The following is a 22,691-nucleotide window of genomic DNA, read 5'->3' on the forward strand; positions in this document are numbered from 1 at the left end:
GATCATGGGAGTTCAGGCGCCGCGACCGAAAGACCGACGGCAGACGGGCCCGGCCACCGACGATTCCTCAGGACGGCCCGCCCCGCGCCCCGAGAGCGCCCTGGACGCCGTCGACCTGCACCTCCTGGAGCTCCTCCAGACCGAGGGCCGGATCACGCTCAGCGAACTCGGCCGGCGCGTCAACCTCAGCCCCGCCGCCGTCGGCGAACGCGTCCGCCGCCTGGAAGCGGACGGCACCGTCACCGGCTACGCCGCCCGGGTCTCCCCGGCCCGCCTCGGCTACGGCATCCAGGCGTTCGTCCGGGTCTCCCCGCACGCGCGCGTGACCGTCACGTACCTCCGCAGCCAGGAACTCGTCCACCGCCCCGAGGTCCTGGAGGTCCACCACGTCATCGGCGAGGACTGCTGGGTCTTCAAGATCGCCGCCCGCGACACGACCCACCTGGAGGAGCTCATCGAACTCATCTCCACCCTCGGCCGCACCACGACGTCCGTGATCCTCTCCTCCCCCGTCACCCAGCAGGTCCTCCTCCCGCCGCCGGCTCCGTAGCCCCGGGACTCGACCGCGGGCACCGCCCCACGTCGTCCGAGCGGCCCAACCCGATGAGCGCCGGACCACCCTCCGTCGGACCCTTGCCTGAGACGGCCCCGGCCACCCAGCCGGGGCCGAGCCCACGGATCGGAGGGCGAACGATGCCCAACATCCCTCCCCAGGACCACGCCGTCCCGCACGTCTCCACCATCCCCGCGAACGCCAACGAGCACGTCGAGCTCTTCGTCCGCGAGTACGACGGGACCAGGCCGCACCACGACCCCGAACCCGTCCTGATGCTGCACGGCCGCAGCGTCCCGGCACTCGCCGGCCTCGACCTCCAGCACGACGGGTACAGCTGGGCCCAGAACCTGGCCCAGGCGGGCTACGACGTGTTCGTGATGGACCTCCAAGGCTCCGGCCGCTCACCGCGCCCGGAGATGGACAACCCCTGCAACGCCAACCCCGGCCAGCAGAAGGCCGACCTGGTCCCCAATCCCCTGGCCGCCCCGTGCCCTCCGGCGTACCCGAAGCAGCTGGGCAACTCGCAGAGCGAGTGGGACGAGCTGGACACGGTCGTCGAATTCATCAGACAGCTGCGGCACGTGCCCCAGGTCGCGTTCGTCGGCTGGTCCGCCGCCGCCTTCGTGATGGGACCGTACGCCATTCAACATCCCGGCAAGGTGAGCAGCCTGATGTTCCTGGCGCCGATCTACCCGCCCGGCGGCAACGCCAGCAAGCCGGGCACCCGCTTCGGCGCGCCGCACCCACTGCCCCTGACCTCCCCGGCCGCTCAGTTCGGCTTCCCGATGAACCTCCTCACGAAGGCCGACCTGGCCCACGTGTGGGACCCCGAGCTGAAGTGCCCGGACCAGCGCGAGAGCGGCATGCTCGACGTGGTGTGGGCGGCCATCCTGGACAACGACGCCCTCGGCAAGACCTGGGGCCCGCTGAACTCCGGTGTGCCGGACGGCATCTGCCGGTTCCGCAACTCCTTCTGGTGGGGCTGGAACGACATGACGGTGCCGCTCGACAACACCCTCGGCACGGTGGTGCCCGTCCTCCTCGTCTACGGAGAGGACGACACCCAGGCGATCCACCCCTCGACCGACCCCCGGACCGACTTCTCGGTCCCCGCCCTCTACACCGCCATTCCCGGCACCGACAAGTTGATGATCAGAGTGGCCTGCGCCGGCCACCAGATGGTCTGGGAGAACCGCGCCAAGGACCTGCACCACATGGCCCGCGAATGGCTCAAGCACACCGCCGTCGACGGCCTCAAGAGCGGCAGCTACGCCCTGGACACCGACGGCACCTACATCCCCGTCCCCTGACCCCGAGCACCCCCGAGCCTCCTGCCGACCACGGCAGGGGGCTCGGGGCCCCCGGGGTGCGCCGGACGAAGCCCGAAGGGCTCGCGAACGGCCACGTCAACGGCTCTTCGGCGAACGGGAGTTCCCCGTCGCCCACGCTCGAACCGGACGACCAGCGGTTCGCTCCTCGTCGTCTACGGCTTCAACTGGAAGCTGCCGCCGTCGGTCCTGGCCGTTCCCCGGCTCGGCGTCATCAACGTCCACTGCTCGTTGCTGCCCGCCTACCGGGGGCCCGCGCCCGTGCTGTGGGCGATCCGCAACGGGGACCCCCACCTCGGTGTGACGGTTCACCGCATGGACGAGGACTTCGACACCGGTCCGGTGCTCGCCCAGCAGGACGGAATTCCGATTCCCGACGACGTCACCCCGGACATCCTCTGGCCACGGCTCCGACCGGTCATTCAGCGGCTGCTCGCCGAATCGATCGACCGCATTTCGGCCGGAGTTCCCGGATTCCCCCAGGACGAGGCCCGCGCGGGCCGCGCGGGCCTGATGGAAGCGGAGTTCTCCGTCGTCGATCGCACCCGCACCGCACGCGAGATCCACAACCAGGTCCGCACATTCCGTTTCATGGGGTCGGGACTCGGTCCGACGCTCGACATCGACGGGCGCGCCCTCCGGGTGCTCCGGACCGCGCTGACCCCGGCCGACGGCATCCGCCTCGACTGCGCCGACGGCCCGCTCTGGATCACGGAGTCGGCCCCCGGCTGACCCCTTCCCGGCTGATCCGCTCCCGTCGCCCGGCCGCCCGCGGATCGTCGAAGTCCGCAAGGAGGGCCAGCGCCTCGGACCGATGGCGGCGGGCCTCGTCCTCGCGGCCCGCCCCGTCGAGAATCGGGGTGACACAATGTGGCGCAGCTCACTCGCGGCGGTCAAGGGAGTTTGTCGGAAGAGACGGCCTGCGACTCCTGTTCTCATGCGCTTGACGGAATTTGGAAATCCACAAAGTCGCGCCGTACCCGGTCCGCCGCCGAGTGAACGTTTCACCTGCGATGCCCGCTGCCCCCGGCGGACCGCGTCGGCCCGGCTGCCGGGCACGGGACGGCGCGGGGTGACGGTGAGTCCGACGGACTGGATGGCCGTTCACCGGCCGGTGCCCGAGCCGTGGTTGTCGGTGGCTCACCCACCCGGGCCCGTACGACGGGCGGTCCCTCGGGGCGGGTGCCAGAGTCGTCGGTAGCGCGCTCACCACTTCAGGGCCGACGCCCCGGCCCCCAACGTCCGGCCGTCGTCCTCGGGCGGTTCCGTCCACGGCCGTGACCTGTCGCAGAACGGCGGATCCCCCGTGAAACCCTTGAAGTTGGCCGCTGCCGCCGTAGCCGGAGCCGCCTTGTGCGCGCTCGTCCCCCCGGCTGCCCAGGCGGCGCACCGGAGTGCCGTGGTCCAACCCTGGCCGTGGCCCTGGCCCTCACCGGGGGCGGGTTCGTGGCCGTTCCCCGGCGACTGGCCGACCCTCCCCTCGATGCCGACCCTCCCCTCGATGCCGGCCCTGCCCGCAGTGCCGTCGCCCCCCACGGCGCCGACGCCCGGCGGCCCCTTACCGTGGCCGCCGACCACCTCGTCGCGGCCCGCGCCGGTCGGGCCCGCGGGGCCGTGGGAGCCGAAGTTCGCCGACGAGTTCGACGGTACGGCGCTGGACCGGGCGAAGTGGTCGTACCAGTCCGAGGCGGAGGCCGACTGGTCGGCGGCCCCGCTCGGGACGGGGAACCCGGGCAACCAGCAGCTCGAGTTCGACCAGCCGGCGAACTGCGGCGTCTCCGGCGGCCTGCTGGACATCACGGCGAAGCCGGACACCATCACCAGCGCCGGCGGCAGGCACTACGCCTGGTCCAGCTGCATGATCAACACCTCGCCGTCCTACGCCTTCCGCTACGGCTACACCGAGATCCGGGCGAAGCTCCCCGCGCCCAAGGGCTTCTGGTCGGCCCTGTGGACGTGGGCGGCGCCCGGCACCGACATCCCGGCCCACGGCGAGACCGACGCCTTCGAGTTCTACTCGGACGACCACTCGCGGCTCCACCTCACCCAGCACAACCCGGCCGGAGGCCGACAGGACACCCCGCCCGCGTTCTCCTGGCCCGGGCTCACCCGCCCCGGCCCGAACGTCGCCGGCACCGTGCACCGGCCCTCGTTCGACCCCGCCGCCGACTTCCACACCTACGGCGTCGACATCGAACCGTCGGGAACGGACTGGTGGATCGACGGCCGGATGGTCTACCACAGCAGCCGGACGTCGAGCGGCCCGGTGAACGTCCTCCTCGACAACTTCGTCTACTCCAAGATCCCGCCGGCCCCCGGCAGCCAGGGCCACCTGCTGGTCGACTACGTGCGGGCCTGGCAGCGCCCCGCGAACTTCCCCGGGCACTGACGGGCTCCGCGGACTCCGCGTGCCCGGGCGCAGAGGAGTGGACGCCCGGGCGCACTGGCCCCACCGGGTATCCGGGCGCCGCCATCCGGGTGGAGCCGCGTCGGACGGCGGGTGGCGGCGTGCACCCGGGCACCGGTGCGCGGTAGGTACGTCGGTGCACTCGCACCACACCTCCGGAGGAACCCATCACCATGCGCAAGCTCCGCACGCTGGCCGCCGTCGCCACCGCGATGATCGGCCTCGCGACCCCCGGCGCCGCCGCCACGGCCGCCACCGCGCCGGCCGTCCCGTCCGACGCGGTGAGCGTCACCGGCGGCACGCTCGCCGACGACGGCACCGTCACCCTGACCGGCGGCTACCGCTGCACCGAGCGCCCGGGCAAGGTCGTCCTGATCGGCAGCAACGTCATCCAGGACGGTCACCCCGAGTCGATCGGCGGGTTCAAGGCGCAGTGCGACGGCACCGATCGCACGTGGACCAACACCGGCCGCCCGATGACCGACGGCCGCCGCCCCAGCCCCCTCCTGCGCACCGGCCCGGCCACCGTCAAGGCCACCATGCTCACGATGGGTCCGAACGGCATGCCGCTCCCCCAGCCCATCGCCACCGCCGAGAGCCCGGTCGAGCTGCTGGCGGGGTAGCGGGCCCGCAGCCGGCCGTCGGGCCCGCCGCACGGAAGGCCCGCCGCGACCACCGAGGGCCGACACGGGCACCACATGGCCCGTTGTCAGGCGGCGGGCCATCCGGTCAGTAGGTGAGCCGGGCGAGGAGGAGATCCGTCAGCTCGGCCACCACCTCGTCGAACCCGGCGGTGACGTAGCCCGCCGCCCAATCGTGCAGGAGAGCGTTGACCGCGCCGATGAATGCGGCGGTCGTCAACGTCCAATCCCTGCGCGACACTTCACCGCGATCGGCGGCCTGGTCCGCCTCGGCGGCGAGCAGCGCCGCCCAGTGCGCGCGGCGGTCGGCGCGGAGCCGTTCCAGCGTCGGGTTGACGCCGACGATCTGGACGTAGGCGATCTGTGCCCAGCGGGCGTCGCCCGCCGTCACCCGCGCGTAGGCACCGAGGCCGGCCCGGACCCGGTCGGCCAGTGGTGCCGTCACCGGGTCGAGTGCGCCCAACGCCTCCAGCACCGCCGCCTCCGCCCGCTCGTTCACCGAGGTGTAGAGGCGGGTGAGGACCTCCTCCAACGTCCGGAAGTGTTCGTAGAACTGTCGCGTCGACAGCCCTGCCGCTCCGCACAGAACCGCCACGGTGGTCCCCCGGTACCCGGGCTCGCCGCCCATCAACTCCAGTGCGGCGTCGAGCAGTCGACGCTCCCGCTCCTCGCGGCGCTCGTCGACGCTCCGACCTCGGTAGCGGCTCTCGGCTCTCATGGCACCAAGTATCCCGGCCGCACTGATCTTTGAAAACGGTCATTGCCAGATCCCTTGTCGTGCAACCGACTTGCTCCTACTCTCCGGTAGGGACTCATGTGAAGCGCACCGTTTTCACATCGGGTCTCTCCCCACTTCCACCCGAGGGAGTTCCCCCATGCGCAACCGACTCAGGAGCACCGTCGCCGCGCTCGTCTGCGCGCTGACCGTCGCCGTCGCGGCCCCCACCGCCTCGGCCGCCGCCGCCTCCAACCCCGCCCCCGGCTCCGCTCCCAACGCCGGCTGGAACGACTGGTCCTGCCGCCCCGGCGCCGCCCACCCCGAACCCGTCGTGCTCGTCCACGGCATGGGCGGCAACGGAGTCGACAACTTCCTCACCCTCGCCCCCGCCCTCGTCGGACACGGCTACTGCGCCTACTCCGAGACGTACGGGCAGACCGTTCTCGGCCCGCTCGCGGGCGGCCTGGCCCCGATGGCCGGCAGCGCGGCGGAGCTGGGCGCCTTCGTCGACAAGGTCCGCGCCGCCACCGGTGCCGCCAAGGTCGACATCGTCGGCCACTCCGAGGGCACCACCGTCCCCGCCTACTACATGAAGGTCCTCGGCGGTGCCGCCAAGGTCGACCGGTTCGTGGGCTTCGGGTCCAACTTCCGGGGCACCACCCTCGACGGCCTGGGCGCGCTCGCCTCCGCGGTCCACCTGCAGGCGATACTCGACGGCGTCGGCTGCGGCGCCTGCTCGGACTTCCTGCCCGGCTCCGCCTTCCTCGCGAGGCTCGACGACGGTCCCGTGGCCGTGCCCGGCCCCGTCTACACCAGCATCGTGTCCCGGTACGACCAGGTCGTCACCCCGTACACGAGCGGCCTCCTCGACGGGCCGAACACCACGAACATCGTCCTCCAGGACGTCTGCGGGCTGGACTTCACCGGACACGTCGGCCAGGCCGTCGACCCCAACGTGACCCAACTGGTCCTGAACAGGCTCGATCCCGCCCACGCCGCACCCTTCGTCTGCCTCCCGTTCTTCGACTTCGGCGTCTGAGCGGCGCCGGGACCCGTACGGCGCCGAGCCGTGAACGGTCCCCGCGCCCTCTCCGGAGCCGGGGTCGTCGCGGCCGGCACCGTGCACTGCACCTGACTCCTGCGGCGGGTCCCGTGGCCACGGGACCCGCCCCGGTCACACCGCCAGGCGGCGGACGGCGAGTTCGGCGTACAGCGCGGCGCCGTCGGCGAGCACCGCGTCGTCGAACTCCGCGTACGGGGAGTGGTTGGGCGCGCGGTCCTCGGGGTCGCTGCCCTTCGGGGCGGCGCCGAGCATCACGAACGAGCCGGGGACGGCGTTCAGGACCCGGGAGAAGTCCTCCGAAGCGGTCAGCGGGTTCACCATCGGCCGGAAGCGCTCCTCACCGAACACCTCCCGGACGGTGTCCGCCAGGAAGTCCGTCTCGGCCACGTCGGTCTCCGTCACGGGGTACTCGGGACGGAACTCGACCTCCGCCCGCAGGCCGTGGGCGGCGGCGACGGACCTGATCAACTCCACCGCCGTCCGTGCGACCCGGGACTGCGCCTCGGCGGAGAACGTCCGCACCGTCGCCTCGAAGTGGGCGGTCTCGGGGATCACGTTGCGCCGGGCACCGGCCCGGAACAGCCCGACCGTGACCACGACCGGGTCGAAGACGTCGAAGCGGCGGGTCACCATGGTCTGCAGGGCGGTGACCATTTCGCAGGCCGCCGGGACGGGGTCCTTCGCGCGGTGCGGCGCCGCGCCGTGCCCGCCCGCGCCGTGGACGGTGACGTGCAGCGCGGCCGAGGCTGCCATCATCGGACCGCGCCGGGCGGTGAACTCCCCGTGCGGCATCGTCGCCACCACGTGCACCCCGTACGCGGCGGACGGGCGGCGGCCGGCCGCGTCCAGCACGCCCTCGGCGAGCATGGCGCCGGCGCCGTCCCAACCCTCCTCCCCCGGTTGGAACATGAAGAGCACGTCGCCCTGGAGCCGTTCACGCCGGGCGGCCAGCAGGTGAGCGGCGCCGGCCAGCATCGCCGTGTGGAGGTCGTGCCCGCAGGCGTGCATGGCACCGTTCCCGGCCGCGAACGGCACCGGGGCCTTCTCCTCGACCGGCAGGGCGTCCATGTCGCCGCGCAGCAGGACCGTCGGCCCCGGCCGGCCGCCGCGCACCACGGCGGTCACCGAGCTCAGCGCGGAGCCCAGGCCGATCTCCAGCGGCAGCCCGTCGAGCGCCGCCAGCACCCGCTCCTGGGTGCGCGGCAGGTCGAGGCCCACCTCGGGGTGGCGGTGCAGGTCCTGGCGGAGCCGGACCAGGTCCGGGGCCAGCGCGAGCGCGTCGTCGTGCAGGGACACGGGTACCTCCGATCGAAGCCGGGGCCGGGGTGCGGCGGGGAGCATACCCACCGCACCACCGGCCTACGAGCGGCCGCCGGAGGAACCTCGGATTCCCGATTTCCCCGCCTCGCGCCGATGAGGCTCGCCTCGCGCCGATGAAACTCGCCTCGCGCCGATGAAACTCGCCTCGCGCCGATGAAGCCGCCTACGAGAACGTCGCCGACGCGTGGCCGGCCCGGGAGACGGGCCCGGTCGACGCGGGGGACGTCGCGGCGGCGGTCGCCGTGCTCCCAGCTGTCCAGGATGGCCGAAGCGCTCGGCGACGCCCGCGAGCTCGTGGTGTCGCAACTCCCCGCTGACGTTCACCTGCCGCACCTCCGAGCAGGCACGGGGCGACGTGGTCGAGGGCCGTCACCGAGTTGAAGGCCTGGGCCCGGCGGTCAGCGAGGAGGGCATCCCGCTGCGATGGAGCTTCGAGGCCGAGGACGACGCCTTCATGGCCTGGCTGACCGGAACCCTGACAGGCCGAACGTCCACCATGGCCACCGGCCCCGCCGACGAACGGCGTTGACGACGCTGAGCGGGTCGATGGAAACCTCGCGCCGGGCCCGCCGCGACACCTCGCCGCACCGGACGGGCTAGCCGGGGTCGCGAAGCCCGGCGGGGCTGCGAAAACTGGCCGCGTGTCCTCCACCACGATCGCGTTGCCGATCTCCTCCCACGAGTTGGACCTCCTCCGTGCGCTGCGGGCCCGGGCCCGCGCTGCGGGCGGTGGGCTGTCGGCCGAGGCCGTGGTCCTGGCGCAGGGGCGGCTGCAGGAACCGTGCGGGTGGCCGGCGGGGTTGCCGCGGCGCAGTGACGGGGGCGACTGCTTCCGCAACGCGTGGCGGATCGCGCTGAAGCCTGCCGGGCTGGTGTACGTGGAGGGGTTCGTCCTGGGGGACGGCGGGGTGGTGACGCGGCGCGCCTGGTGTGCGGACGAGGAGGGGCGGGCGCTGGATCCGACGTGGCGGGACGGGCGGGCGCTGGCGTACGCGGGGGTCGGGATGGCCGCGGAGTGGGTCGCGGCGTTCCAGCAGCGCACGTGTACGCGGACGCGGTTCCCGGGTGTGCTGGATACCGCCGTCCAGCACACCCGGGACGCCGACCGGGTGTTCACGTACGGGGTCCCCGCCCCGGCCCTCGTCGCGCTCGGCCGGGATCTCCCGCCCCGCTCCAGCCCCGGATGAACCACGGGGTGCGGAGCCGCCGAGCGGTACGCTGCGCCGCATGTTCGAGTACCACGGCTGGATCAACGTCCTGGAGAGCGCCGACGCCGACGACGGCTCCCACGACGACGCGCGCCTGCGCCTGATCGTCGAGCGCATCGACGAGCGCATCCGGGAGCTCGACAGCCCCTACCTGGTGGACCTCCGCTGGATGAACGCCGGCGCCTTCGTCCACCTCGGCGGCTGTCCGAACCACCGCGACGACTCGATCGTGGCGTTCTTCCGCGAGGTCGGCCAACTGGCGCCGGGCTCCTACGGCTTGCTGCACGTCCGCGACGACGAGGAGCCGGACCGGGAGAACGAGGTCACCGTCATCCGCATGGTCCGCGGCCGGCTGAGCACGCACACGGAACCGCTGCTGTCACCGTGCATCCCCGTCCTGGAGGACCCGTACCCGGGTTAGGGGCGCCGCCTTCGGCCACGCACATGTCCGGCCCCGGGGCGGCTACGGGGGAGGCCGCTCCGGGACCGGAGTCATGGGGTGGTGGGGCTGGGGGTCAGACGCCCACCGACTGCTGCTGCGCAGGGAGTTCGGTGTCGGAGGCCTCCGCAGCAGCGTCGGCCGCCGGGGACTGCTTCTTGAGGGCCAGGGCCAGCAGGCCGCCCAGGATCAGCAGGACGCCGCCGGCGATGCCCGCCGTGCGCAGGCCCTCGACCACGTCCTCCTTGGCGGCGGTGGCGTAGGTGCCGGTGAAGGTGGAGTTGGCGACCGCGACCAGGGCCGCGAGGCCGACCGCGCCGCCGACCTGCTGGGCGGTGGAGGCCATGGCACCGGCGACGCCCTGCTCCTCCGGGGCGACGCCGGAGCCGGCGGAGGCGAAGACGGAGACGAAGACCAGGCCGCCGCCGAGGCCCCACAGGACGGAGCCGGGGAGCAGGGCGAGGAAGGAGCCGCCGGTGGTCATGACGGCGGCGGTCAGGGCGATGCCGGCGCCGTTGACGGCCATGCCGGTGGCGAGGGTGGCCCGCATGCCGAAGCGCTGCATGAACTTCGGGGCGAGCTGGCCGGCGCCGACCATCGAGACCAGGGTGAGCGGCAGGAAGGCGAGGCCGGCCTGGAGCGGGGTGTAGCCGAGGACGGGCTGGATGTAGGTGGTGAAGACGTAGTAGCCGCCGGACAGGCCGGTCTGGAAGACGAAGACGACGGCCATGGCCACGACGAGCGGACGGTTGCTCAGCAGGCGCAGCGGCATGAGCGGGTCGCGGGTGCGGGCCTCGGTGACGAAGAAGGCGACGAGCAGCGCGGCGCCGAGGAGCAGCGCGGTGAGCGGGGTGGGGCTGAGCCAGCCGTCCTCGGGGCCGGTGACGAGGCCGAAGACGACGGCGGAGATGCCGGCGGTGGCGAGCAGGGCGCCGGGCAGGTCGAAGCCGCCGCGGTTGCGGACGGCCGGGTCCGGGCGCAGGACCTTCGGAGCCGGGATGAGGACGGCCAGCGCGAACGGCACGTTGATGAAGAACACCCAGCGCCAGGAGGCGAGGTCGGTGAGGACGCCGCCGAGGAGGGCGCCGGCGGCGAGGCCGAGCGAGCCGGCCATGCCCCAGACGCCGAAGGCCTTGATGCGGGCCTGTCCGTCGAAGGAGGTGGCGATGAGGGCGAGGACGGCGGGGAAGAGGAGGGCGCCGCCGACGCCCTGCACGACGCGGGCGCCGATGAGGACGCCCTGTCCGGTCGCGATGCCGCCGACCAGGGAGGAGACGGCGTACAGGCTCAGGCCCGCGAGGAAGAGGCGGCGGGCGCCGATGCGGTCCACGGCGCGGCCGCCGAACAGCAGCAGGCCGCCGAAGGAGACGGCGTAGGCGGAGACGACCCACTGCAGGGACTGGGCGGAGAAGCCCAGCGCCCGACCGATGTCGGGCAGCGCCACATACACGATGTTGTAGTCGACGGTGACGATGAACTGCGCGAAGGCGAGCAGGAAAAGGGTGATTCCCGCTCTGCGGGCAGGGGCCGTGGCAGACATGGTTACTCCCGTTGGGGACGACGTGGGAACGGCGTGGGACGAGACGAGGACGAGGTGAGAACGAAGTCGGCACAGGGCTCGCACGGAAAGCACACGTGCGGAATAAAGCCCGCACCGAACGGTGCTCAGCTTCTTAACGGTGTTTACTCTAGCAGGAGTACGCTCCAAACAAAACGCCGTATAGTTCTGCCACCGACCCGGAGGACAGCAGCATGGACACGAAACCCACCCGCCGCGCGCGGCTCCGCCAGCAGACGATCGCCGAGATCAAGGAGGCTGCCCTGAAGGCCTTGGCCGAGGCGGGCCCGGCGGGCATCACCCTGCGCGGGATCGCCCGCGAGCTGGGCATGACGGCCGCAGCCCTCTACGGCTACTTCGACACCCGCGACCAGCTGATCTCGACCCTCGCGGCGGACGCCTACAACGAGCTGGCCGACTCGCACGAAGCCGCCCTGGCCGCCCTGCCGCACGGGGAGACGGCCCGTCGGGTGCGTGCCGTGTGCGACACCTTCCGCACCTGGTCGGTCAAGAATCCGGCGGCGTTCCGGCTGATCTACGGGGACGGCCTCCCCGGGTTCACCCCGCCCGAGGAGGTCGCCGCGGCGGCCCGGCGGTGCTGCATGACGGTGCTGGACGTGGTCGACGGAGCGTGGGAGCACGCGCCGGCGGCACTGCGCGAGGGCGAGGCGAGGTGGTCGGACTTCCACGAGTCGCTGTCCGGCCCGGCCCGCGAGCAGTTCCCCCACCTGTCCCCGCAGGCACTCGGGGTGAGCCTGCGGATCTGGGGGCGGATGTACGGACCGGTGGCACTGGAGGTGTTCGGCCACCTCGGGCAGCAGATCAACGATCCGGCGGAGGTCTATCGGCGCGAGGTGGACGCCATCGTTGAAATGCTCGGCATCAGCGAGTAGCCACCTGGGAATATTCCCTATTTCCTCGACGAGGCCTCATAATCTTTAGGAAACAATCCTAACGGTTTACCCTTCACATAAAGCGAGGGCCGGTCGTACGGCGAGCGGGTGCGGGCCCGCGCGACGACCGGCCCCGCAGCAGCGCCTCGAACGGCGCCCCGTCACGACGGTGTCAGCACCTCGAACGACGCCCCGTCACCACAGCGTCAGCGCCGCGAGCGCGACCAGGCCCGCATCGCCGGCTTCTCGACCACCGCGTACAGCAGCCACGCCAGCGCCAGGCTCAGGCCGAGGTACAGCACGACGATCGCCGCGCCCTGCCAGACGGCGAACGACCGCTCGAAGCCCATGAGTTGCTTCACGGACGTGATCACCGTCCCGTGCACCATGTAGAACGCGAAGGACACCTCGCCCAGCCACAGCAGCGCCGGGTGGTGCAGCACCGAGCCGGCGCCGCCGAGGTCCCGCACCGCGATGGCGGCGATCAGCAGGGCCAGCGGCAGCGCCGTCACGGCGCTGTGCGAGTACAGCCACGGCACGTTCATCGAGCCGATCCAGGCCGCCAGCGCGAGCGCGGACGCCGCCGGCACGCCGATCCGGGGCAGCTTCCCCGCCGCGACGATCAGTGCCGTGACGATGCCGAGTGCGAACTCCAGGGTGCGCACCGGCGGGAACATGTAGACGGCCCAGAACTGCTCGGCGGAGACCGGGAACCCGTTGGGCGTCGTGCCACCCGGCAGCAGCCCGTACGCGGCGGCCGGCACCAGCGCGATCGCGGCGGTCAGCACCAGGGCCAGCGCCCACAGGCGGGCCGGGTCGACGCGGCGCAGCAGCGCGTGCAGGAACGGGAAGCAGAGGTAGAAGAACAGCTCGCAGGCCAGCGACCAGCTCGGCGGGTTCACCGACAGGTAGACGTCCAGGTACGGGAACCAGGCGTGCACCATCAGGAGGTTGGGCAGCCACTGCTGCCAGGTCGAGGTGGCGGCGGCGAACAGCACCATCGCGAGCGCCCAGGTGACGGCGTGGTTGGGGAAGAGCTTGACGACGCGGCGGCGCCAGAAGGTCCGCTTTCTCAGTCCCGGCCGGGCGGCGTGGGTCAGGACGAAGCCCGACAGGAGGAAGAAGAACGACACCCCGATCGAGCCGGTGGTCGACCAGATCCGGGCCCAGATCTCCCGGGCGCGCCCGTCGAACGGGGTCAGCGCGGGCGGGCCGGTGAGCGAGCTGTGGAAGAAGAACACGCCGAGGGCGGCGAAGAAGCGCAGCCCGGTGAGCGAGGGCAGCCGGGAGGGGAGGACAGGACTGCCGGTAGCGGCGGGTGCTGGCGCGAGTGCGAGGACGCGGGACACGTGCGGTCGGATCCTTCGGAGCGGGTGCGGGCCGGTCGGCCTGCAACGGAATGGAGACAACTTCCCTAGGAATAAAGGGAGTTGGACTGAAAGGGGCGCGAAAGGGGCCGGGCCATCCCCGATGGCCCGGCCCCTTCTCGGAGGACGCGCGTCAGGCGGTCGTGCCGCCGTCCACGGCCAGGGTGGCGCCGGTGACGAACGCCGCGCCGGGCGAGACCAGGTAGGCCACCGCCTCGGCGATGTCGGTGGGTGCGCCGTAGCGGCCGAGGGCGGTGCCGGCCCGCTGGAAGTCGGCGGAGGGGCCGTCGGCCGGGTTCATGTCGGTGTCGATCGGCCCGGGGCTGATCTGGTTGACGGTGATCCCGCGCGGGCCGAGGTCCCGGGCCAGGCCCCGGGTCAGGCCGAGGATCGCGGCCTTGCTGACCGCGTACGGGGTCATGCCGCCGCCCGGCACCCGCTCGCCCAGGCAGGAGCCGATGTTGACGATCCGGCCACCCTCGGGCAGGTGGCGGGCGGCGGCCTGGGCGGTGAGCAGCGCGCCGCGGACGTTGACGTCCAGGGTGCGGTCGATGACGTCGAGCGACACGTCGGTCAGCGCGGTGCCGCTGACGTCCATGGAGCCGGCGTTGTTGACGAGGATGTCGATCCGTCCGAAGTGCGCGACGGTGGCCTCGACGGCGGCGGCGGGCTCCGCCCGGTCGGCGGCGTCGGCGCGGACGGCCAGGGCCTTGCCGCCCGCGCGCTCGATCTCCGCGACGACGGCCTGCGCGGCCTCGGCGCCGCGGGTGTAGGTGAGAGCGACCCTGATGCCCGCGCCGGCGAGGCGGCGGGCGATCTCGGCGCCGATGCCGCGGCTGGCGCCGGTGACGAGGGCGACCCGGTCCTCGGCGGGCCGGATGACGGTGTCAGACATGGGACGGCCTTTCGGAAGGGGTGGAGGACGGTTCGGCGGCGGGCACGGCCGTGCGGCGCAGCAGTTCGGGCGCCAGCGTCAGCAGCCCGAGCACGGCCATGGCCGCGCCCGTCCACAACGGGGCGCGGAGCCCCCAGTGCGAGACGCCGATCCCGCCGACCCAGGAGCCGACGACGACTCCGAGCGTGATGAAGGAGGTGTGGACGGTGTTGACCAGCGGACGGTCGTTGGCGGTGCGCATGACGCGGGTGACCATCGCGGGGTTCATCGTCACGCCGACCAGCCCGATGCCCGTCATGGCGGCCAGGGCGACGGCCGCGTTGCCGGCGCCGAGCGCGAAGACCGTCAGGAACACGGTGTTCAGGGCCAGGCCCGTGCCGAGCACCGTCAGGGTGTACCGGTCGGCGAGGCGGCCGACGACGGCGTTGCCGATGACGGTGGCGGCGCCGTAGACGACCAGCAGCAGTGGGACGGTGCCCGCGGCGAAGCCGGTGACGTCGGTGAGGATCGGCACGAAGTACGAGAACGCGGCGAAGGTCGCGCCGATGATCAGCATGCTGGTGGCGAAGGCCGCCCACAGCCGGGCGTTGCGGAAGGCGCCCAGCTCGGCGCGGACGGAGCCGCCGGAGCCGTCGGAGCCGTCGGACTCCTCCTTGGGCAGCGCCGGGACCGCGCCCAGGGTGACGGCGAGGGCCAGCGCGGCCAGCGCGGCGACCGCCCAGAAGGCGAACCGCCAGCCGTAGTGCTCGCCCGCCAGCTGGGACAGCGGCAGGCCCAGCACGGTGCCGACCATCAGACCGCCGAGCACGATCGAGGTGGCCCGGCCGCGCACCTCGGGGCCGGTGACGCGCACGCAGATGGCGAGCGCGACGCCGAAGAAGGCGCCGGAGGCGGCCCCGGTGACGAGACGGGCCACGACCATCAGGGCGTAGCCGTCGGCGAGGGCGCCGAGCGCCTGCCCGGCGAGGAAGACGGCGTACAGGCAGATCAGGGCGGTCTTCTGGCGCAGCCGCAGCAGACCGGCGGTCAGCAGCGGGCCGCCGATGGCCATGGCCGCGGCGTAGACCGAGACCAGGAAGCCGATCTGGGGGATGCCGGCACCGAGGTCCTCGGACAGCTGCGGCATCAGGCCGGCCACCAGGAACTCGCTGGTCACCATGGTGAAGATGCCCAGGCCCAGGACGTAGATCGCGAAGGGCACGGCTCAGACCTCGACAGTCTCGACGGTGTGGGGCGAACCGACCGGCTCGGTGGCCAGGACCTCGGCGGCCTGGACCTCGGCGGCCTGGACCTCAGGGGCTTGGAACGACCCCAGGGACTCGGCGATCGCCTTGGCCCGCGGGTTGTCGGCCGGGTCGAAGACCGGGATCGGCTCGCCGGGCCGGGCGTCGACGCCGGCCTGGAGGAAGAACTCCTCGAAGCCGCTGGGCGTGAAGATCAGCAGCTGCTTGGCGGCGTGCAGGCCCTTGTTGCGGAAGCGGTGGACGGTGCCCTTGGGGACGAAGACGAAGTCGCCCGCGCGGACGTCGTAGGTCTGCCCGTCCGCGAAGAACTCCAACTCGCCCTCCAGGAGGTAGAAGGCCTCGTCCTCGTTGCGGTGGTCGTGGGCCGGCGGGCCGCCGCCGGGCGGCACGGAGGCCTCCAGCAGCGTGATCGTCCCGCCGGACTGCGCGGTGTCGACCTTGACGGTGTAGACGTCGCCGTTGAGCCAGACGGAGGGGCCCTGGCCGGCCGGGACGTGCAGGACCTTGCCGAGGGCCGGCGGGTGATCGCTGCGGAGCTGTTCGTTGAGTGACATGGCGTGCGTGGACCTCAGGAAGCGGGGACGGGAACGGACACGGGAACGGGACCCGGGACGGAAGGGGCGGGCGGAGGGGTGGGCGGCTGCGCCAGCAGGGCGCCGTCGGGCAGTTGCCCGGTGCGGGCGGGCGCGACCTCCCGCCCGTCGCACTCGGTGGTCAGCACCTCGAGCCAGCCGTCGGCGCAGCCGACGAACACCCGCCCCCGCTCGCCGTGCACGACGAGGCCGGGCACGGGCGCCCGGTCGGGCGCGCCGGCCGGCTCCGGGTCGGCGGACAGGATGCGCACCCGTCTGCCGGCCTCGTCGGCGGTCCAGGCGCCCGGCGATCGGTAGCCCGCCCGGACGTGGCGGTCGACGACGGCGAGCGGGGCGCGCAGGTCCAGTCGCAGGTCGTCGTCCGAGGGCCGGCCGAAGTACGAACGCAGCGCCGGGTCCTGGGCGATCGGGCGGTAGCTGCGCGCGGCCAGCTGCGGGATGAGCTCCAGCAGCATCAGTACGTTGGCCCGCTCCTGGGCGGTGCGCAGGTCCAGCGCGGTCTCCCGGCCGGTCAGCGGCACCTGGTGCTGCATGATCAGGTCGCCGCTGTCGAGGACGGGCGCCATCTCGATGGCGGAGACGGCCGACTCGGTGGCGCCCTCGCGGATCATCCAGTAGAAGGGCGCGAGGCCGGCGAAGGCGGGCAGCGGCGAGGGGTGGAAGTTGACGGCGGTGACCCTGGGCAGCGACAGCAGCCGCTCGCGCAGGATCTGCTGGAAGTTGGCGACGACGAAGTAGTCCGCCTCGTAGCCCTCCAACTCCTCGACGAACTCGGGCCGGTTGACCGACGCCGGCCGCAGGACCGGCACCCCGAGGGCCGCGCCCTGGGTGACCAGGTCGACCTGCTCGGGGTCGTCGGTGAAGTACGAGCAGCGCTTGCCGTGCGGGGAGGTGACCACGGCGACGAGGTCGACCTGCGGGTGGCCGTGCAGCATGCTCAGGAACGGCGAACCGAGCTTGGAGTTGACTTCCGAGAACAGGACGACGCGGATGCGGTCCATGGGTCGGGAAACCTCTCTGTGTCTGGCGTGAAACCCGTCCGGACGGGGACGTTCGAACGGAACGGACCGGCCTAGAAGAACGGGCTCGTCGACTTCCCGCCGAGCAGCACGTTGCCGGTGAGCTGGAGGATCGAATCCTGGGCGACGGCGTGCTGGTTCATCGTCCAGGCGTCGCGCAGCCAGCGGTCCAGCGGCGAGGGCTTGTAGACGGAGGAGCCGCCGACCAGGTCGAACAGGGTCTGCACGATGTCGCGGGCGGTGCGGAAGGCGTGCCGACGGGCGATGGCGGTGGCCACCCGGGCGTCGTCGGTCAGCTCGGCGCCGCCGGTCAGTGCGTCCCACTGGCGCTCCAGGCTCGCGTACACGCCGGAGCGGGCGGCGAGCAGTTCGCCCTCGAGGCGGGCGATGGTGCTCTGGACGCGGTGGTCCTGCGCCCACGGGGTGCCGGTCTCGCGGTCCGTGCGGTGGGCGGCCAGCTCCCGCACGTGGTCCAGCGCGGCGCGGGCCATGCCGAGCGGGATGCCGGACATCTTGCGCAGGATGGTGTCGGGGCTGGCGTGCAGCGGGCCGGTGCGGCGCGGGTCGGAGAAGCTGAACGAGCGCTCCTCGGGGACGAACAGGTCCTCGCAGGAGTAGTCCTGGCTGCCGGAGCCCGCCAGGCCGGTGGTGTGCCAGGTGTCGTGGAAGGTGTAGGCCTCCGGCTTGGAGATCAGCACCCGCCAGTGGGTGGGCTCGCCGCTGACAGGGTCCGGCTCGGGCCTGCCGTCCTCGTCGACGATCAGGCAGCCGGCGCCCAGCCAGTCGCAGTGGGCCGAACCGGAGCCGAACTTCCAGCGGCCGGTGAGGCGGTAGCCGCCCTCGACGCGCACGGCGCGACCCTGTGGGTAGATCCAGCCGGAGTTGGCGAGGTCGAGGGTGGGGTACATCTCGCGGGCCACGTCGTCGTCGAGGTAGCCGGAGTAGATGCCGGAGTCCATGCCGATCATGGCGCACCAGGCGGTGGAGGCGTCGCCGGTGGCGAGGATCTCGATCAGCTCGCACTGCTGCATCGAGGTGAGCTCGGGGCCGCCCCAGGTCTTGGGCATGGCGGCGCGGAAGACGCCGCCGTCGCGCAGGAGGTCGACGATGTCGGCGGGCAGGGTGCGGTTCTGCTCGATCCGGGCGCCCGCCTCGCGCAGCTGCGGGACGAGGGTGCGGGCGTGCGCGAGGATCGCCTCGGCGGTGTCGGGGACGTTGACTGCGGCTTCGGTGGTCGTGCTGGTGGTCATGGTGCGGGTCCTTCGGGGTTCTCGGGAGTCGGTGACGGTCACGCGGGAGTCGGTGACGTCAGAGGTAACGGCCGGGCGCGAACGTGCCGTTGGGGTCGAGGAGGCGCGCGACGTCCAGGACCAGCGCGGCGTTCTCGGCGTCCGGGGCGTGCTCGCGCCCCCAGCCGCCGTGCGCGGAGTCCAGCCGGTACGGCGCCCAGCCGGCGCCGGCGAAGAGCGCGTAGGCCCGGTCGAGCGCACGGTGCGCGGCCCCGGCCTGGGTGGCCCGGTCGAACGGGAAGGAGACGACGAGGTCGATGACGTCGGCGTCGAGGGCGTTGACGGTGGCGCCGGGGCGGATCCCGGTCTCCTCGTGCACGGTGTCGAGGAGGGCCAGGGCACGTGCGGTGTCGGCACCGGTGAAGGGGATCAGCGGCAGGAAGAAGATCCAGCCCTTGCCCTCGGCGTCGACGAGGTCGGCGCGGGTGCCGGTGGCGGAGGCGAGCATGTCCTCGTTGAACTCCACCGAGCCCGCGTACGCGGCCTGGACGACCTTGGAGACGGTGTCGTCGTCGGCCGGTTCCTCCCCCGCCGCGATCCGGCTGAACAGGCCTGCGGCGCGGGCCTCTTCGACCAGCGCGCCGGCGAGCGCGTCGAGCGTGCCGGCGGTGGCGTCCACGCACAGGTGGGCGAGGTAGCCGTGGCCGCTCTCGCCGCCGTAGGTGGCGGTGGAGGCGGTGTCGTAGATCTTCACGACGCCGGACACCACGTTCCCGGCCCGCCAGCGGCGGATGAGGTCCACGGCCGCGGGCAGCTTCTCCCGGCCGAAGGAGAGCCGGACCACGCGCTGCGCCTCGGGGCGCGGCAGCAGCCGGACGACGGCTGCGGTGATCACGGCCAGCGGCGACTGGGTGAACAGGTGCAGCGTGCTCGGGCCCAGGCCGTACGGGTTGACGGCGCGTCCGGCGGAGGTGTCCGGCCACCAGCCGGTGCGCACCAGGCGGCCGTCGGGCAGCACGGCTTCGAGGCCGAGGAGGTCCTCGGTGCGCTGGCGGCGCAGGCCGACCCCCCGGTCGACGAGGTTGCCGAGCAGGGAGGTGTGGCCGGAGGAGGCGGTGACGTTGAGCATCCGGGCGGTGCCGGCCAGCCGGGCGGCGAGGGCGGCCTGGGTGACGCCCGGCTCGACGACCGCGTAGCCGGCGTCGACGTCGAGGCTGCGGACGACGGCGAGGCGGTCGAGTTCGAGGCGGACGACCGGGCCGACGGCCGGTTCCTTGGAGCCCAGGCCCCAGTTGCGGCCGGTGGAGACGGTGTGCAGGCCGGGCAGGCCGGCCCGGGTGCCGCCGCGCTCGTCGAAGGCGCGGACGACGGACCGCACCTCCTCGGCGCTGCCCGGACGCAGGACGGCGTTCAGGGGGCGGGCGGCGAAGGCGGAGACGTTGGCTTCGGCGGGCAGCGGCTCGGCCGGGTCGGTGGAGCGGATCACGTGGTCGGGGCCGATGGCGGCGGCGACGGTGTCCAGGACCGCTTCGAGCGCGGTGCGGGAGGCGGTTTCGGGCATGGCTGGTCCTCGGAAGGTGCGTGCGAACGGCACGGAGGGGTGACGGGGAGGAGGGAGAAGGCCTCAGGCCGCGGGCTTGGTGGGGGCGGCGCCGCCCAGGTAGACGGCGACGGGCCGGCCGGGCCGGTCCCAGGAGAGGTGCGCCAGCACCCGCAGGGTGCGGGGCGGGGCTCCGGCGAAGGCTGCGTCCTGCGCGCAGAGGGCGGGCAGCTCCCAGCCGGCCTCGTGCAGGACGAGCGCGGGGTTGGTGGCGGTGAGGTCCGGCGTCATGGTGAACACCAGGCTCACCAGGTCGGCCCGGTCGAGGCGGTTGGCGGCCAGCAGGCCGGCGAGCAGGTCCTCGGTGGCGCGGGTGAGGGCGGGCACGGTGTCGGCGGGCACGGCGATGCCGCCGCGGACGGCGAGCGTACGGATCGTGCGGACCGCCCCGGGAGTGCCGGCGGCACCGGACCGACCGGCAGAACCGACAGTAACGGCGCTACAGGCAGTACCGGCAGTACCGGCAGGAGCAGAAGTGCCCTCGCCCCCGGCCGGGCTCAACTCCCGTCCGCGGCGGCGGAGGTGAAGCGCCCCTGGTGGAAGACCAGGGCGTCCTGCGACTCCTCGGTACAGGTGGCGTGCAGCACCCGGGCGAGGAACAGGTCGTGGTCCCCGCCGGGGTAGGTGTCCTCGACCTCGCAGGCGAGCGAGGCCAGGGCGCCGGGGAGCACGTCGTGCCCCTCGGCGGTGCGGTCGAGGTAGGCGCCCAGGCCGGGTCCCGCGGGCTTCTCCCGGGAGGCGAACAGCTTGGCCACGTCGCCCTGGTGGGCGGCGAGCAGGTGGATGCCGAGCCGGCGGCTGGCGGTGATCACGGGGTGCGCGCGGGCGGTCCGCATGACGGAGACCAGGACGCGCGGCGGATCGAGCGAGATCGAGGTGAACGAGTTGACCGTCATGGCGACGGCGGTGTCCTCGCGGCCGCTGCTGAGGACGGTGACCCCGGTGGGATAGCGGCGCATGACGTCCCGCAGGTCCGCGGACTGTCCGCGGGCACGGGTGATGGACGGTGAAGGCATGACTCCCCCTTCGCACGGTAGTGCGAATCTTGTTGCTGCCTAAACGCTAGCGCGACTTGTGAACGCTGATAGCTTTTCTAACATAGATCTCGCCACGTTGGTCAAGCGCGGGTCAAGCGCGACCACCTCGGAGAGCCGCTTCGACATGGGAGAACCGTGACCTCCTCACCTGCCCGAACCGCCCAAGCCGCACTCCGTTCACGCCACTTGGCGATGCTGGCGCTCGGCGGGGTGATCGGCGCCGGCCTGTTCGTCGGCTCCGGCGCGGGGCTCGCGGCCGCCGGGCCGGCCGTGCTGGTCTCCTACCTACTGGCCGCCGTGCTCGCCCTCGCGGTCATGCGCATGCTCGGCGAACTCGCCGCCGCGCTACCGGAGTCGGGATCCTTCTCGGTCTACGCGCGTCGCGCGCTGGGACCGTGGGCCGGGTTCACCACCGGCTGGCTGTACACGTGGGTGACCGCCGTGGCCATCGCCGTCGAGGCCCTGGCGGCCGCGGCGATCCTGCACGCGTGGTGGCCGGCCGTACCCTCCTGGGCGTTCGCCCTCGCCGCGATGACGGTCTTCACCGCCGTCAACACCACCGACGTCCGGACCTTCGGCGAGGCCGAGTTCTGGTTCGCCTCGCTCAAGGTCCTCGCGATCGTCGCCTTCATCGCCTTCGGCGCGGCCGCGCTCCTCGGCCTGCTGCCCGGCACCGCGTCACCGGGCCTTTCCCACCTGACCGGTGACGGCGGATTCGCCCCCAACGGCTTGTCCGGCATCGTCACGGCGCTGCTCGGCGTGGTCTTCGCGTTCGGCGGGATGGAGGTCATCGGCATGGCCGCGGCCGAATCCCGGGACCCCGGCCGCAGCATCCGCACCGCCGTGCGCTCCGCGATCTGGCGGATCGCCCTGTTCTACCTGGGCTCGGTGGCCGTCCTGGTCCTGCTCCTGCCGTGGCGCGACGCCCGGCCCGACGAGAGCCCGTACGTCGCCGCGCTCGGCCGGCTCGGCATCCCGCACGCCGCCACCGTCACGCAGGCCGTCATCGTCGTGGCCCTGCTCTCCGCCCTCAACGCGAACCTGTACGGCACCTCGCGCATGCTGCACTCCCTCGCCGAAAGCGGTGACGCCCCAAGCGCGTTGGCCCGCCGCACCCGCCGGGGCGCACCGGCCCGCGCGGTGGTCGCCGCCGCCTCCGTCGGCTTCGCCGCGGTCGTCCCCGAGGCGCTTTCGCCGGGCACGGCACTGCCGCTGCTCGCGAAGGCGATGGGCGCGGCGATGCTCTTCATGTGGCTGGCGGTCGCGTGCTCGCACCTGGTCCTGCGCCGCTCGCTCGAAGCGGCGGACCGACTCCCGCTCCGCACCCGGGGTTTCCCCGCCACGACGCGCGCGGTGATCGCGGCGATCGGCACCCTGATGCTGCTGATGACCACCTCCGAGACCACGCGCCCCCAACTCCTGACCTCCGCAGCTCTCACGGCCGCTCTGGCCGCCACCGGCGCGGCCCTCTCACGCCGCCGGGCCCCGACGCCGGAAGCACTCGTCGAGACCCGCGTCGCCCCGTAGGACGGTCGCCCCGTGAAGGTCGCTCCGTGAAGGTCGCTCCGTGAAGGTC

23 protein-coding genes are annotated in these 22,691 nt (G+C 72.8%); 11 read left to right on the plus strand and 12 right to left on the minus strand.

Annotated elements, in window-relative coordinates; all coding sequences use genetic code 11:
• The first annotated feature begins 4 nt into the window (after positions 1-4).
• The 5 genes from PUR71_RS38655 (at position 5) to PUR71_RS38675 (ending at position 4,914) form a co-directional block, all read left to right on the plus strand.
• Complete coding sequence (locus PUR71_RS38655; protein ID WP_329931962.1) at positions 5-550, plus strand: Lrp/AsnC family transcriptional regulator; 546 nt, start codon at positions 5-7, stop codon at positions 548-550.
• Between the two features lie 143 nt (positions 551-693).
• On the plus strand, positions 694-1,866 hold the full coding sequence (locus tag PUR71_RS38660) for an alpha/beta fold hydrolase (protein ID WP_329931963.1): 1,173 nt from the start codon (positions 694-696) through the stop codon (positions 1,864-1,866).
• A 21-nt stretch (positions 1,867-1,887) separates the two neighbouring features.
• The gene (locus PUR71_RS38665) at positions 1,888-2,616 is read left to right on the plus strand and encodes a methionyl-tRNA formyltransferase (RefSeq protein WP_329932049.1); all 729 of its coding nucleotides are present in this window, start codon (positions 1,888-1,890) and stop codon (positions 2,614-2,616) included.
• A 751-nt stretch (positions 2,617-3,367) separates the two neighbouring features.
• The gene (locus tag PUR71_RS38670; protein WP_329931964.1) at positions 3,368-4,273 is read left to right on the plus strand and encodes a glycoside hydrolase family 16 protein; all 906 of its coding nucleotides are present in this window, start codon (positions 3,368-3,370) and stop codon (positions 4,271-4,273) included.
• 191 nt (positions 4,274-4,464) lie between these two features.
• Positions 4,465-4,914: a DUF6299 family protein gene (locus PUR71_RS38675; protein ID WP_329931965.1), complete on the plus strand. Its 450-nt coding sequence runs from the start codon at positions 4,465-4,467 to the stop codon at positions 4,912-4,914.
• Positions 4,915-5,020: 106 nt separating this feature from the next.
• Here the strand turns inward: PUR71_RS38675 and PUR71_RS38680 are convergent, their stop codons facing one another.
• Positions 5,021-5,650 (minus strand): TetR/AcrR family transcriptional regulator, encoded by a 630-nt coding sequence (locus PUR71_RS38680; RefSeq protein WP_329931966.1) that lies wholly within the window; start codon positions 5,648-5,650, stop codon positions 5,021-5,023.
• A 157-nt stretch (positions 5,651-5,807) separates the two neighbouring features.
• Here PUR71_RS38680 and PUR71_RS38685 point away from each other — a divergent pair, with 157 nt between their 5' ends.
• Positions 5,808-6,689 carry a lipase family alpha/beta hydrolase gene (locus PUR71_RS38685; protein WP_329931967.1) on the plus strand — a complete coding sequence of 294 codons (882 nt, stop codon included), beginning with the start codon at positions 5,808-5,810 and terminating at the stop codon, positions 6,687-6,689.
• 135 nt (positions 6,690-6,824) lie between these two features.
• Here the strand turns inward: PUR71_RS38685 and PUR71_RS38690 are convergent, their stop codons facing one another.
• Positions 6,825-8,009: a M20 metallopeptidase family protein gene (locus PUR71_RS38690; protein WP_329931968.1), complete on the minus strand. Its 1,185-nt coding sequence runs from the start codon at positions 8,007-8,009 to the stop codon at positions 6,825-6,827.
• 379 nt (positions 8,010-8,388) lie between these two features.
• Here PUR71_RS38690 and PUR71_RS38695 point away from each other — a divergent pair, with 379 nt between their 5' ends.
• The 3 genes from PUR71_RS38695 to PUR71_RS38705 all read left to right on the plus strand — a co-directional run bounded on the left by PUR71_RS38695 (position 8,389) and on the right by PUR71_RS38705 (position 9,662).
• Positions 8,389-8,562 carry a hypothetical protein gene (locus tag PUR71_RS38695; protein WP_329931969.1) on the plus strand — a complete coding sequence of 58 codons (174 nt, stop codon included), beginning with the start codon at positions 8,389-8,391 and terminating at the stop codon, positions 8,560-8,562.
• A gap of 112 nt (positions 8,563-8,674) precedes the next feature.
• Positions 8,675-9,220 carry a hypothetical protein gene (locus tag PUR71_RS38700; RefSeq protein ID WP_329931970.1) on the plus strand — a complete coding sequence of 182 codons (546 nt, stop codon included), beginning with the start codon at positions 8,675-8,677 and terminating at the stop codon, positions 9,218-9,220.
• 40 nt (positions 9,221-9,260) lie between these two features.
• Positions 9,261-9,662, plus strand: coding sequence for an Imm7 family immunity protein (locus tag PUR71_RS38705; RefSeq protein ID WP_329931971.1), 402 nt, complete (start codon positions 9,261-9,263; stop codon positions 9,660-9,662).
• A 94-nt stretch (positions 9,663-9,756) separates the two neighbouring features.
• On the opposite strand, the gene PUR71_RS38710 is transcribed toward PUR71_RS38705, so the two are convergent.
• Positions 9,757-11,220, minus strand: coding sequence for an MFS transporter (locus PUR71_RS38710; RefSeq protein WP_329931972.1), 1,464 nt, complete (start codon positions 11,218-11,220; stop codon positions 9,757-9,759).
• A gap of 212 nt (positions 11,221-11,432) precedes the next feature.
• Here PUR71_RS38710 and PUR71_RS38715 point away from each other — a divergent pair, with 212 nt between their 5' ends.
• Complete coding sequence (locus tag PUR71_RS38715; RefSeq protein ID WP_329931973.1) at positions 11,433-12,131, plus strand: TetR/AcrR family transcriptional regulator; 699 nt, start codon at positions 11,433-11,435, stop codon at positions 12,129-12,131.
• A gap of 206 nt (positions 12,132-12,337) precedes the next feature.
• Here PUR71_RS38715 and PUR71_RS38720 read toward each other — a convergent pair whose 3' ends face one another.
• The 9 genes from PUR71_RS38720 to PUR71_RS38760 all read right to left on the minus strand — a co-directional run bounded on the left by PUR71_RS38720 (position 12,338) and on the right by PUR71_RS38760 (position 21,094).
• The gene (locus tag PUR71_RS38720; protein WP_329931974.1) at positions 12,338-13,480 is read right to left on the minus strand and encodes an acyltransferase family protein; all 1,143 of its coding nucleotides are present in this window, start codon (positions 13,478-13,480) and stop codon (positions 12,338-12,340) included.
• 151 nt (positions 13,481-13,631) lie between these two features.
• Entirely contained in the window at positions 13,632-14,393 is a 762-nt protein-coding gene (locus tag PUR71_RS38725) for an SDR family NAD(P)-dependent oxidoreductase (RefSeq protein WP_329931975.1), read from the minus strand.
• Positions 14,386-15,594: an MFS transporter gene (locus PUR71_RS38730; protein ID WP_329931976.1), complete on the minus strand. Its 1,209-nt coding sequence runs from the start codon at positions 15,592-15,594 to the stop codon at positions 14,386-14,388. Before PUR71_RS38730 ends, PUR71_RS38725 begins: the two co-directional genes overlap by 8 nt.
• A 3-nt stretch (positions 15,595-15,597) precedes the next feature.
• On the minus strand, positions 15,598-16,191 hold the full coding sequence (locus PUR71_RS38735; protein WP_329931977.1) for a quercetin 2,3-dioxygenase: 594 nt from the start codon (positions 16,189-16,191) through the stop codon (positions 15,598-15,600).
• Between the two features lie 14 nt (positions 16,192-16,205).
• On the minus strand, positions 16,206-17,231 hold the full coding sequence (locus tag PUR71_RS38740; RefSeq protein WP_329931978.1) for a methionyl-tRNA formyltransferase: 1,026 nt from the start codon (positions 17,229-17,231) through the stop codon (positions 16,206-16,208).
• Between the two features lie 71 nt (positions 17,232-17,302).
• Complete coding sequence (locus tag PUR71_RS38745) at positions 17,303-18,499, minus strand: acyl-CoA dehydrogenase family protein (RefSeq protein WP_329931979.1); 1,197 nt, start codon at positions 18,497-18,499, stop codon at positions 17,303-17,305.
• 58 nt (positions 18,500-18,557) lie between these two features.
• Complete coding sequence (locus tag PUR71_RS38750) at positions 18,558-20,039, minus strand: FAD-binding oxidoreductase (protein WP_329931980.1); 1,482 nt, start codon at positions 20,037-20,039, stop codon at positions 18,558-18,560.
• Between the two features lie 63 nt (positions 20,040-20,102).
• Entirely contained in the window at positions 20,103-20,579 is a 477-nt protein-coding gene (locus PUR71_RS38755; protein WP_329931981.1) for a chorismate mutase, read from the minus strand.
• A complete protein-coding gene (locus tag PUR71_RS38760; protein ID WP_329931982.1) occupies positions 20,576-21,094 on the minus strand; it encodes a flavin reductase family protein in 519 nt (172 codons plus the stop codon). Before PUR71_RS38760 ends, PUR71_RS38755 begins: the two co-directional genes overlap by 4 nt.
• Positions 21,095-21,307: 213 nt before the next feature.
• Between PUR71_RS38760 and PUR71_RS38765 the strand changes: the two genes are divergently transcribed.
• Entirely contained in the window at positions 21,308-22,642 is a 1,335-nt protein-coding gene (locus PUR71_RS38765; protein ID WP_329932050.1) for an amino acid permease, read from the plus strand.
• Positions 22,643-22,691: the final 49 nt, after the last annotated feature.

This window comes from Streptomyces sp. SP17BM10 (assembly GCF_036322405.1).
Taxonomy (GTDB): domain Bacteria; phylum Actinomycetota; class Actinomycetes; order Streptomycetales; family Streptomycetaceae; genus Kitasatospora.